This is a genomic window from Microcoleus sp. N3A4 (genome assembly GCF_036701805.1).
In the GTDB taxonomy this organism is placed as follows: domain Bacteria; phylum Cyanobacteriota; class Cyanobacteriia; order Cyanobacteriales; family Microcoleaceae; genus Microcoleus.
In genome coordinates this window covers 148,681-159,428 of record NZ_JAUBRJ010000006.1, presented here as the reverse complement: position 1 = coordinate 159,428, position 10,748 = coordinate 148,681, and the positions used below count along the sequence as shown (strand labels likewise).

At 47.5% G+C, this 10,748-nt stretch carries 12 protein-coding genes; 7 read left to right on the top strand and 5 right to left on the bottom strand.

What is annotated here, in order from left to right:
* Positions 1-671: 671 nt before the first annotated feature.
* Positions 672-1,592 (bottom strand): glycine betaine ABC transporter substrate-binding protein, encoded by a 921-nt coding sequence (locus QUA56_RS05820; protein ID WP_333354449.1) that lies wholly within the window; start codon positions 1,590-1,592, stop codon positions 672-674.
* Between the two features lie 178 nt (positions 1,593-1,770).
* Between QUA56_RS05820 and QUA56_RS05815 the strand changes: the two genes are divergently transcribed.
* Together QUA56_RS05815 and QUA56_RS05810 are read left to right on the top strand one after the other, a co-directional pair.
* Positions 1,771-3,138, top strand: coding sequence for an aldehyde dehydrogenase (locus QUA56_RS05815; protein WP_333354446.1), 1,368 nt, complete (start codon positions 1,771-1,773; stop codon positions 3,136-3,138).
* A gap of 409 nt (positions 3,139-3,547) precedes the next feature.
* Positions 3,548-3,898, top strand: coding sequence for a 4a-hydroxytetrahydrobiopterin dehydratase (locus QUA56_RS05810; RefSeq protein ID WP_333354443.1), 351 nt, complete (start codon positions 3,548-3,550; stop codon positions 3,896-3,898).
* A 26-nt stretch (positions 3,899-3,924) separates the two neighbouring features.
* On the opposite strand, the gene QUA56_RS05805 is transcribed toward QUA56_RS05810, so the two are convergent.
* Positions 3,925-4,659, bottom strand: a complete 735-nt coding sequence (locus tag QUA56_RS05805) for a response regulator transcription factor (RefSeq protein ID WP_333354440.1) — start codon at positions 4,657-4,659, stop codon at positions 3,925-3,927.
* A 196-nt stretch (positions 4,660-4,855) separates the two neighbouring features.
* Here QUA56_RS05805 and QUA56_RS05800 point away from each other — a divergent pair, with 196 nt between their 5' ends.
* Together QUA56_RS05800 and QUA56_RS05795 are read left to right on the top strand one after the other, a co-directional pair.
* The gene (locus QUA56_RS05800) at positions 4,856-5,113 is read left to right on the top strand and encodes a hypothetical protein (RefSeq protein WP_333354437.1); all 258 of its coding nucleotides are present in this window, start codon (positions 4,856-4,858) and stop codon (positions 5,111-5,113) included.
* A gap of 144 nt (positions 5,114-5,257) precedes the next feature.
* On the top strand, positions 5,258-5,506 hold the full coding sequence (locus tag QUA56_RS05795) for a DUF6761 family protein (protein ID WP_172192600.1): 249 nt from the start codon (positions 5,258-5,260) through the stop codon (positions 5,504-5,506).
* A gap of 317 nt (positions 5,507-5,823) precedes the next feature.
* Here QUA56_RS05795 and grxD read toward each other — a convergent pair whose 3' ends face one another.
* From grxD to QUA56_RS05780, 3 genes are all read right to left on the bottom strand, one after another.
* A complete protein-coding gene (grxD, locus tag QUA56_RS05790; RefSeq protein ID WP_333354434.1) occupies positions 5,824-6,147 on the bottom strand; it encodes a Grx4 family monothiol glutaredoxin in 324 nt (107 codons plus the stop codon).
* Between the two features lie 202 nt (positions 6,148-6,349).
* Positions 6,350-6,610 (bottom strand): BolA family transcriptional regulator, encoded by a 261-nt coding sequence (locus tag QUA56_RS05785; protein ID WP_333354432.1) that lies wholly within the window; start codon positions 6,608-6,610, stop codon positions 6,350-6,352.
* A gap of 42 nt (positions 6,611-6,652) precedes the next feature.
* Positions 6,653-7,306, bottom strand: coding sequence for a hypothetical protein (locus QUA56_RS05780; RefSeq protein ID WP_333354429.1), 654 nt, complete (start codon positions 7,304-7,306; stop codon positions 6,653-6,655).
* A gap of 326 nt (positions 7,307-7,632) precedes the next feature.
* Here QUA56_RS05780 and QUA56_RS05775 point away from each other — a divergent pair, with 326 nt between their 5' ends.
* Genes QUA56_RS05775 through QUA56_RS05765 form a run of 3 tightly spaced genes read left to right on the top strand, consistent with a single transcriptional unit; the run spans position 7,633 to position 10,636 of the window.
* Positions 7,633-8,031 carry a transcriptional regulator gene (locus QUA56_RS05775; RefSeq protein ID WP_333354427.1) on the top strand — a complete coding sequence of 133 codons (399 nt, stop codon included), beginning with the start codon at positions 7,633-7,635 and terminating at the stop codon, positions 8,029-8,031.
* Positions 8,032-8,065: 34 nt separating this feature from the next.
* Complete coding sequence (locus tag QUA56_RS05770; protein WP_333354425.1) at positions 8,066-8,287, top strand: hypothetical protein; 222 nt, start codon at positions 8,066-8,068, stop codon at positions 8,285-8,287.
* 21 nt (positions 8,288-8,308) lie between these two features.
* Positions 8,309-10,636, top strand: a complete 2,328-nt coding sequence (locus tag QUA56_RS05765; protein ID WP_333354422.1) for a S8 family serine peptidase — start codon at positions 8,309-8,311, stop codon at positions 10,634-10,636.
* Positions 10,637-10,748: the final 112 nt, after the last annotated feature.

Sequence of the window (10,748 nt, the reverse complement as noted above, 5' to 3'; positions counted from 1 at the left end):
TATCAAATCCGGGTAATGCCGATCATTATTGTGCAGTGCTAGCGTCCCGCTCGCGAGCTGATGCGAGGATTGCTATATCAAATCCGGGTAATGCCGATCATTATTGTGCAGTGCTAGCGTCCCGCTCGCGAGCTGATGCGAGGATTGCTATAGCAGTCCTAAATCTGTCGCAAAATCGAGCGAGATCGGAATCCTTGTAGTGCGAGCATCTTGCTCGCGTACTATTTTTCAAATCATTTAGGATTGCTATATATCAAATCCGGGTAATGCTGATAATTATTGTGCGGTGCTAGCGTCCCGCTCGCGAGCTGATGCGAGGATTGCTATATCAAGTCCGGGTAATGCTGATAATTATTGTGCGGTGCGAGCGTCCCGCTCGCGAGCTGATGCGAGGATTGCTATAGCCTTTCTCAAAAAGATGAGGTATGACTGACAGCTTACATAACCACCAGACTAAGAGGGCTGAAGCCCAACAACGTACCTCATCTTTCTGAGAACCGCTATATATCAAGTCCGGGTAATGCTGATCATTATTGTGCAGTGCGAGCGTCCCGCTCGCGAGCTGATGCGAGGATTGCTATATCAAGTCCGGGTAATGCTGATCATTATTGTGCAGTGCGAGCGTCCCGCTCGCGAGCTAGAAGCTCGCACTGCGCTAGAATTTAAACCCTTTATTTCGCCGGAGCGACTGGCTTTGCATCGCCCAACTTTTGCTGCAAAAACTCCCGCGCCACTTGTCCAGCTTCCTGCTGTTTTTTATCAACTTGATAATTCAGTTGTCGCATATCTTCCTCGGAGATTTTACCGCCCAATTCTGCGAGCACTTGACGCAATTCTGGGTATTTTTCCAAAATTTGCGATCGCACAACCGGAACTGCTTCGTAGGGCGGGAAATATTTCTTGTCATCTTTCAGCACTACTAAACCCAAACTTTGAATCAAACCGTCCGTCGTATTGCCAGCAATCACATCTACTTCTTTTTGTTGCAGCGCTTGATAAAGCAATCCTAATAACAATTCCTTCGGTTCTTCCGCAAATTTAATCCCGTAAGTTTTAGCTAATCCGGGAAATCCATCTTCTCTATCTTTGAATTCAGGGCCGAAACCAGCGCGCAATTTTGGTGCAGCTTTGCCTAGTTGCGAGAGAGTTTGCAAGTTAAGTTTTTTGGCATCGTCTCCCCGCACAACGATCGCAAAACTGTTATTAAATCCCAGCGGTTCCGTCCATTCTGCTTTAAACTGTTTGGGATATTCTTGTTTGAGGTAATCGAGGACTTTTTTGGGGTCAGAAATGGGCTTTTGTTTGAGAATGTTTGTAAAACCTGTACCCGTATATTCGACGTATAAGTCGATTTTACCTGCTGTTAGGGATTGATGGCAAAGCGAGCCTCCGAGATTGAGTTCCCGTTCTACTTTGATATCTGTTTTTGCTTCGATGTGCTGTGCTAAAATTTCTGCTAGGATGACTTGTTCGGTAAAGTCTTTCGAGCAAACAACAACTCGTTTTTCGGAACTAGAGGTACATCCTGCTACTGCAAACAAACAAAGCAGCCAGCAGGAATAGAAAAAAAAATCGTTCTTAGATATTTTCATAAGCGAACTCCGTTGTCAGTTCCACAATTATTAGCTTCTAATTTATAGCATTTCTCAATAATTTGTAAAGGCAAGAGCCCCGACTTTTTCAATAAGTCGCGGCTCTAACACCGATCGCACTTTACCCAAGTTCCGTTTTCCTGTTGTAACATTTATTTATAGACATGGAGGACAAAAAATGGTAATCAGCGTCAGCGATATTATCCAGCAGCAGCGGCAATTTTTTGCGACTGGGAAAACTAAGGATGTGGATTTTCGGATCGAACAACTGAAAAAACTTAAAAGTGCGATCGAATCCCATCAATCACGAATAGTCGATGCTGTCAAGGCAGACCTGAATCGCCCGGAATTCGAGGCTTATCTTGAAATCGCATCGATCGCAGAAGTTAATTATGCCATCAAAAATGTTAAATCGTGGGTCAAGCCGAAAAAAGTGCCAACTTCGATCGACCAATTCCCCGCATCGGCCCGCATTTACCCAGAACCTTTGGGCGTAATTTTGATCGTCGGGCCTTGGAATTACCCATTTCAGCTAATGATATCACCCTTGGTCGGGGCGATCGCCGCCGGCAACTGTGCACTTCTCAAACCTTCGGAAATCGCCTCACACACCTCCGAAGTTGTCGCCGACATGATATCCAAAACCTTCGATCCCGCCTACGTAGCCGCCGTCGAAGGAGGCGTGGAAATCAGCCAACAATTGCTAGCCGAAAAATTCGACCACATCTTCTTTACAGGCGGCACTAAAATCGGTCGAATTGTGATGGAAGCTGCGGCTAAATACCTGACACCTGTCACCTTGGAATTAGGAGGCAAAAGTCCTTGCATTGTAGACTCAGACATTCAGGTTGAATACACCGCAAAACGCATTGCTTGGGGCAAATTTCTCAATGCAGGACAAACTTGTATTGCTCCCGATTATCTGTTAGTAGATCGAAAAGTTAAACCTGCTTTGATGGCAGCAATTAAAACAGCAATTCACGAATTTTACGGAGACGATCCGCAAAAAAGTCCCGACTATTCGCGCATTATTAACCAGCGGCAATTGGAACGTTTGAGTGCGTTTATTAAAGACGGAGAAATTGTGATCGGCGGGCAAGTTAAGCCGGAAGATAGATATATTGCACCGACGGTGTTAGATAATGTTTCCTGGGATTCGCCTGTGATGCAGGATGAGATTTTCGGGCCGATTTTGCCAGTTTTGGAGTATGAGGATTTCGGGGAGGCGATCGCCCAAATCAACGCCCGTCCCAAACCCCTAGCTTTGTATTTGTTCTCGAAGGATAAAGAGAAACAACAGCGAGTTTTGCAGGAAACTTCTTCGGGGGGAGTTTGCATAAACGACACGGTTATGCAAGTGGGAGTAACAGATTTACCTTTTGGCGGAGTTGGCGACAGCGGCATCGGTAGCTATCACGCCAAAGCAAGTTTTGACACCTTTTCTCATCAAAAAAGCGTGCTGAAAAAGTCATTTTTACTTGACTTGAAATGGCGGTACGCTCCCTATAAAGGCAAGTTAGATTTGATTAAGAAAATTATCGGTTGAGCGATCGCACTTGGAGGAGCTGGTTTACAAACTTTTACAATATAAGCGAGATAGCCAAATCAACCCGCCTCCTTCCTGATATTATCGGTTAAGCGATTCCACGGTGAACGAAAATTTCCCGAAATTTTCAAGGATTGCTCATCTGTTTTATGAACGATTTCCATCACAATGTCTGCGTAACTCTTAACTCACATCTTGCACCATTCTCGCTTAACAGGCTTTCCGGCCTGTGAAGCGAAGAGTGAATTTATTGTGGGGAGTAGGGGGTTGGGCCGGAGAGCCCGCCCATAAAAAGCTTATTGAAAATGGTGCAAGATGTCACTCCTAAAGGACAGTTGCTCCATCCAAAAGAATTCACATTAGAAATGTCTATAATGTCTTTTAGCATCTTCTCGCTAACAAGCCATTTATGGAACCTTTAGCAAAAGAACGCTGTGCCGCCTGCCGCCCAAACTCTCCCCGCGTCACAGCTTACGAAATTGTCCAACTCAAACCTCACATTCCCGACTGGAATTTCATCGAAAAAAATGGCATTCCCCAAATAGAACGCACCTACAAATTCCCGGATTTCAAAAGTGCGATCGCCTTTACAAACAGCGTCGGCGAAGCAGCAGAAGCTGAAGGACATCACCCCGCACTATTAACCGAGTGGGGAAAAGTTACCGTTACTTGGTGGACTCACGCGATTTCTGGACTGCACCGCAATGATTTTATTATGGCGGCGAAAACAGATGCGATCGCCAATCAATTCGCCAAATAAAATCCGACTTATAGCTCGATCGCAGTCTAAGAAAGCACCGCCCTAGGCACTGGGGAATGCGGTTGATTGGCATTATTCAACAACTCCAGATTCAGTCGGTAGCCGACATTTCGCACAGTTTGAATCAGGCTCGGCTGTCGCGGGTCGATTTCGATTTTTTTACGCAGAGAGAGTACGTGAGTGTCGATCGTCCGGGGGTTATCAATAGCATCGGGCCACGCCCGCCGCAGCAAATCCGATCGCGACAGCGGCACTCCTCCAGCTTGAGCCAGCACGTACAGCAGGCTAAATTCCTGGGGAGTCAGCTCAATGTGTGCCTCGTACAACCTCACTCGGCGCTGCACCAAATCAATTTTCAGCAGCCCGCACTCCAGCGTCGCCGACGGTATCATCGTGCGGTTGCGGCGCATCAGAGCTTCCACCCTGGCCATAAACTCTTGCATCCCAAACGGTTTAGTCAGGTAATCGTCTGCCCCCGACTTCAAACCTTCAACAATATCCGATTCCGAATTCCGCGCCGACAGCATCAAAATCAGCGACTGCTGCTGCTGTTGCAGCCAGCGGCAAAATTCCAAACCGTCCCCATCCGGCAATTGGGCATCTAGAATGACTAGGGTTGGCTGGCGGCTGAAAAATATTTCCCTAGCGTGACTGATATCGGCTGACTGGTGCACCCAGTGACCGACTTGCTGTAGATGCCAGCCCAAGAGCGATCGCAGGTGCGGATTCCCTTCAACAATTGAAATACTTGCAGATCCCACAGAGGCGAGCTTCCCTTATCACTAATGGCTACCAGGTTAACAGAGCTTTTGTCAAGGTTTTGTAACCAGCGCTACTCAAGCATTAGCTCCGTTTAAAGCTGAGAACAAACCGAGGGGATGAATTTTAAAAAACTTGCTGTCTATTTTGGCTCATCAGTCCGCAGAAAGGTTAAATCATTCTGGCGATGAGCTTACAATGAAAATAAGACAGTGTAAAGCCGATCGACCCATGCCCCAACCGCCTGCCAAAACCGAACCCCCCGACCCAGCCACCACTCCTAGGAGGTTGACAAATCGCGCAACTGAAACTAAAATTCCTCCAACCGTTCGCTCGGTAGCCGGAACACTCACCCACTTTGACCGCAAAATTCAGCAAAATCCCGACTCAATTAAACGCACGGCGGATTATCTAGGTGCGCGCAAAAAAGTCGAGCCACTGCATTGCAGCGAGTGAAATTTTTTATGGAGGGTAGCCTGTTGAGCAGGGTAAAAACTTTTATTTAGAAATAGCCTCAAGTTGAGCCAATCAGCATCAATCGAGGTCGTTCCTAAATCCCGCCGTCATTATACACACCACAAAGGATTTCAAACTCACATCATGCTACAAGACACTCAAACCATCCGGCACTACCAAAAACTTACCGACGCCCTCGTCGAAATGTGGAATAGAGGTTATCGCTTTGATGACCTGCGGCTTTATTTAGACGGCTATTTAGCCGCCCTGCGACATTCCAACGGTCTGGAACCCTATCTGATTCACAGATTAGAGGAAGAAGCAGCGCGTTACATTCACGACCCCTCCAATTTTGCAATGCCACAGACACAAACTGAATCAGACTATTATTAATACCAAATTCGGTTTAATAAACCCGCTGATTGTTGGGTAATTGGTAATTGCCTTTTCTGATACCAACAGCTATTACCAGAATGATTAAAGGGGTCAGAAAATCCGGTTTTGGTATAAGAGTTCAGTCAGAAAGTTGCAAGCTGTAGTTTCAAAATGGATATTTAGTAGGGCGGGCCGTGTCCGCCCTACTCTTGTTAAAGTTAGAAGTTTGGGAAAGTTTTGAGTTCCGAACTAATATTTTTTAAAGTCTTTAACCCAAAATTTAAAACTCAAAATTCAAAACTCACAACTTTCTTTCTCCTTTCCCTTCCTTGTATTTAAGAAGCCAAAGCGACTTCTACAACTTCTTGCAATTTGCCCTTTTGATACATCTCGATCATAATATCTGAGCCGCCAATAAACTCCCCGTTGATATAAACTTGGGGAATTGTCGGCCATTGGGAATACTCTTTAACGCCTTGACGAATTTCCTGGTCTGCCAAAACATCAACAGTTTCGTAAGGCACTCCCAAAGTATTGAGAATTTGCACCACAGTATTAGAGAAACCGCACTGGGGCATTAACTTATTGCCCTTCATAAACACCATGATTTTGTTTTGCTTAACCAACTCGTCAATTCTTTCATGTGCTGCTGTACTCATGGTAGCTCCTAATATTGTTTGAAACTTTTTAAACGTTGACTGACGCAGAAACCGCGTTTTTTACGAAAATCTTTCGTTACAGCCATAGATTCCAGTTAAAAAACCGGGTTTTTTTTTGTTTTTGTGCGTTAGTGGAGCAGTTGTATTTCAAGCAACTCTTGACACCAGCACAAACGTGTGATATACACTTGCCACTCAAGAATTAAGTAACTTGACTTTTGGATTCCCATTCTGCAGGAGTTAAGGTTTCCAAGCCCAAAGCGTGGATGGCTTCACTAGCCATTGCCTGTTTGAGAGCACCGTAGACCAGTTGGTGCTGCTGTACTCGGCTTTTCCCTTCAAAGGCTGCAGAGACTACTCTCGCCTGGTAGTGGTCGCCGCCGCCAGTCAAATCGTCAACTTGTATTTTAGCGTCGGGCAACCCTGCCTTAATCATTTCTGCTACTTGAGACGGTGTAACCATAGGTTTCTCTGATAAACGGCTGTAATTTAGATTTTAGTGGAACTATTTGTTAGACGATCGCGGCTGAGGGCTGGGACTCGATCCCGGCTGAACGCTCGGGCCCGCCGAGCGAGGAAAAGGAGTATCCACAAACCCCAACTCCAGTAACTGCTGGTAAGCTTTCTTGCCCAAGTCGCGAGTTGGCTGCTGCGATCGAATAATCTGAATCAGCAGGGGCACAGCCAGTTCGGGCTTATTTTGTGCCCGGTGTACCAACGCCAGCCTGTAGGTAGCTTCGTCGCGCATTTGGGCTGTTTCTACAGCTTTGGTGCGGTGGCTTTCGGCCAAGCGGATATCAATTCCGGCAAAACTGCTCCCCAGTTGTTGGTAGAAATTGGACAGTTGATTGAAAATTTGGCGGGATTCTTGGAGTTTTTGAGTGGCGAGTGCGTAATTTTGAGCGGAAATAGCACTGCTGGCTTCTGTCATCAAACGCTGGCCTCCCTGGATGCTCAGCAGGCTGTTGTCTTGCGTCAGAGGGCGGAGATTGTTGGGGTCTGTGGGGTCGTCGGCGGGTTCGACTTGCGGTTGGTTCTCTGGCCCCGAAGGTTGTTGTGCTTGGACTTGGAGCGGTTGCAACAGGGTAAAAGCTACGATCGCCCCGATCGTAATCCGGGCAGTGGAGCGAAGCCAACAAACAGTTCCAGAGTATACCATGAAATTACTTTGCGCCTGTGCGCTTTAAAAAAATATTTAGCTTGAGCCGATCTTACCATTGGCGATCGCAACCGGCTAAGTGTAAACCAAATTTGTTGAAATGTCAAAGGGTGCGATCGATTTTGGATTTTAGATTTTGGATTTTAGATTTTGGATTGAAAAAGGAAATCGCGGGGGATGGGACAGATCCCGGCAATCTAGTCCTGGACGCAGAAACCGGGTTTTTTTACCTAAATACTGCCTTTGAGGCTTGAAAAATCGTGGAAAACCCGGTTTCTTTGGTTTTGATGGGTAAGTCCCGATCTAATTCAACAATCGAACGAACCATGAATATGGCAATTGAAAAAACAGCTTACGGTCAAGTGCTGGCTAAATCTCAGCCTAAGCCAATTCTGAACGAAGAAGATTACGATCTTGCCCTCGCAGAAGTCGATTTTCTGATGTCTAAGGAAGAATTAACAGTAGAAGAAGAAACTTTACTGAGTCTCTGGGGGCTGTCGATCGAAGAATACGAATCAAAATATTACCCAGATCCAGAAGTGACTCCCCGGGATGTTCTATTGCATTTCATCGAAGTTCGCGAACTCAAACAAGCCGATTTAGTGGGCGTGATTGGTTCCAAAGGAGTAGTCTCTGAGGTGGTTAATGGTAAACGGGCGATTAGCAAAGCCCAAGCTAAGGCGCTGGGAGAATTTTTCAATGTTAATCCTAGCGTGTTTATTTGACTCAGATGTTGCACCATTCTCAAGAACAGGCAAGATGCCTGTTCCACAAAAGATAAATTTTCTCGCTTCACAGGCCGGAAAGCCTGTTCAGAAAAGGTTTATTGACAATGGTGCAAGATGTGAGTTTGAGGGACTTGCTGAATCATTGTTAATAAGCCTTTTACGGGCGGGCTCGCGTGCCCGCCCCACAAGAAAATTCAGTTTTTGTGGAACAGGCATCCTGCTTGTTCTTGAGAATATAGTAAGACTCGATTAAAATTAAACAAAGGCATTTCTGATGACACAACCGATCGAACTTTCCGCGACTACCTTACAAATTTATCAAGGGATTGGAGTTCCAGAAGAAAGTCTGGCAGTGATTTTACAGCGCGGCGGCGATGAATTGCTGCTGTCAAAAGCGGACGATCGCTTTACAGTCCGCCCCTCACCAACAGCATCAGCCTCAAACGATTGGGCTGCAACAACTGGGGCAAAACTCAACCGCCGCGTCGGTCAAAGCAATCTGGAAGAATATCTCGTGGCGCCCGATCGCCTAGAAGCAGCAATGCAAGCAGCCCGCGCCAGCGATGCCGTAGCTTTTGCCAGCCACGTCTATTGCCCCGCCAACAATCCGAGTACATTCTTTTATCTGACAGACCAAATTACTATTCAATTTAGCGAACAAGTAGACGAACAATCGCGAAAGACGATCGCCAATGCAGCAGCTTTAAAAATAGTCCGGCCGGTAGAAGGAATTCCCAACACGTTCGTCTGCGAAGTCACCAAACAAGCAACAGAAAACCCGGTCAAAATTGCCAACCGCCTGACAAGATATCCAGAAGTTCTCGTAGCAGAACCCAACATTTTAGTAGAGACGCAGCAGCATTACACGCCCCGCGATCCGCTTTATCCCAAACAGTGGTATCTCAATAACAAAGGCGGCAACCAACTTGTCGGCGGTGCTCAAATTTATGCAGAACCAGCTTGGGACATGACTCGCGGAGTTCGATCGATCGTAATTGCGATCGCCGACGATTCAGTTGACACCACCCACCCAGATTTTCAAGGCCAAGGCAAAATCGTCTCACCCATCGATTTCAAAGACGGCGACACTTCCCCGATGCCAGTCGCCGACTCAGACAACCACGGCACAAGTTGTGCCGGCGTCGCCGCTGCTGAAGAAAACGGCAAAGGCATTGTCGGCGTCGCCCCCGGCTGCGCCCTGATGCCCATCCGTACCAGTGGTTTTCTCGATGACGATTCTGTCGAAAAAATATTTAATTGGGCGATCGAAAAAGGGGCCGCCGTCATTTCTTGCAGTTGGGGGCCTGCGGCAGTTTACTATCCCCTTTCCCTGCGGCAGAGTGCAGTCATCACCAAAGCCGCAACCCAAGGGCGGGGCGGCAGAGGCTGCGTTATTCTGTTCGCTGCGGGCAATGCCAACCGCCCAGTCAACGGTACTGTTAACGAAAAAGGCTGGCCCAACAACGTCCTGGGCGGTCAAACTAGATGGCTGGCAGGATTTGCCGTTCACCCAGACGTAATTGCCGTCAGCGCTTCCACTTCCCTCAACAAAAAAGCAGCCTACAGCAATTGGGGCACCAGCATCTCGGTTTGCGCCCCCAGCAACAACGCGCCGCCGGGCACTTGGTTGCCAGAAACCGGATTTATCGGCACGCCGCCGGAGGTGACGCAGTATTTGCCCGGTTTGGGGGTGTTTACTGCCGATCGAGTCGGGCTTGCCGGCTACGATTCGGGGGACTACACAAATACCTTTGGCGGCACTTCCAGCGCCACTCCAGTAGTCGCTGGGGTTGCAGGGTTGATACTTTCGGCTAACCCCCGTTTGACGGCGCGGGAAGTGCGGGGAATTCTCGAACAAACTGCTGAGAAAATTGTCGATCCCGATCCCGATCCCCAGTTGGGCAATCAGATGGGAAATTACGATCCTAACAACGGCCGCAGCGATTGGTTTGGTTACGGGAAAGTGAATGCTTTAAAAGCTGTGCAAGCTGCGGTGAGAAAGGGCGGTGGCAATCCGAATATCGGGGGTTCTAGGTTCAGCGATATTTCTGGACATTGGGCCGGAAAGTTTATTGAAGCTTTGGCTGCGGCGAATATAATTAGCGGTTTTCCTGACGGTTCTTTTAGCCCTGATGGCAGTTTAAATCGCGCTCAATATGCGGCGCTGTTGGTGAGTGCGTTTAGTCCGATTCCCAGGGTGCCGGCTACAAATTTTATTGATGTTTCTGCTAGTTTTTGGGCGAGAAGTGCGATCGAACGGGCAAATCGGGCGGGGTTTTTGACGGGGTTTCCGGGGTTGAAGTTCGGCCCGAATCAGAATTTGACTAAGAGTGAGGCGATCGTGTCTTTGGTTAACGGTTTGGAATTGAAGGGGGGAAATGCCGATACTTTGAAAGTTTACACCGATCGTTCTCAAATTCCTAATTTTGCTTTAAGTGCGATCGCCGCAGCAACTAGCTTGAAAATTGTGGTTAATTATCCTTCCCGCGATTGGCTTTCGCCGCAGCGGGATATTACCCGCGGTGAGATTTCTGTTTTGATTTACCAAGCTTTGGTGGCAATTAATCGGGCAAAGGCGATCGATTCTCCTTACATTGTCTAATGGCAATAGGTTCGTAGTGAGGACTTCCGTCCTCTTCCAGGTTCGTAGTAAGGACTTCCGTCCTCTTCCCCGCGAGGGGACAAGCAGCAACCAGCACGACACGGATCAACAC

What these genes read in the sequence shown, in the direction of transcription:
- QUA56_RS05820 (WP_333354449.1), bottom strand. Translation starts at nt 1,592, where the DNA reads ATGAAAATATCTAAGAACGATTTTTTTTTCTATTCCTGCTGGCTGCTT.
- QUA56_RS05815 (WP_333354446.1), top strand. Translation starts at nt 1,771, where the DNA reads ATGGTAATCAGCGTCAGCGATATTATCCAGCAGCAGCGGCAATTTTTT.
- QUA56_RS05810 (WP_333354443.1), top strand. Translation starts at nt 3,548, where the DNA reads ATGGAACCTTTAGCAAAAGAACGCTGTGCCGCCTGCCGCCCAAACTCT.
- QUA56_RS05800 (WP_333354437.1), top strand. Translation starts at nt 4,856, where the DNA reads ATGAAAATAAGACAGTGTAAAGCCGATCGACCCATGCCCCAACCGCCT.
- QUA56_RS05795 (WP_172192600.1), top strand. Translation starts at nt 5,258, where the DNA reads ATGCTACAAGACACTCAAACCATCCGGCACTACCAAAAACTTACCGAC.
- grxD (WP_333354434.1), bottom strand. Translation starts at nt 6,147, where the DNA reads ATGAGTACAGCAGCACATGAAAGAATTGACGAGTTGGTTAAGCAAAAC.
- QUA56_RS05785 (WP_333354432.1), bottom strand. Translation starts at nt 6,610, where the DNA reads ATGGTTACACCGTCTCAAGTAGCAGAAATGATTAAGGCAGGGTTGCCC.
- QUA56_RS05780 (WP_333354429.1), bottom strand. Translation starts at nt 7,306, where the DNA reads ATGGTATACTCTGGAACTGTTTGTTGGCTTCGCTCCACTGCCCGGATT.
- QUA56_RS05775 (WP_333354427.1), top strand. Translation starts at nt 7,633, where the DNA reads ATGAATATGGCAATTGAAAAAACAGCTTACGGTCAAGTGCTGGCTAAA.
- QUA56_RS05770 (WP_333354425.1), top strand. Translation starts at nt 8,066, where the DNA reads ATGCCTGTTCCACAAAAGATAAATTTTCTCGCTTCACAGGCCGGAAAG.
- QUA56_RS05765 (WP_333354422.1), top strand. Translation starts at nt 8,309, where the DNA reads ATGACACAACCGATCGAACTTTCCGCGACTACCTTACAAATTTATCAA.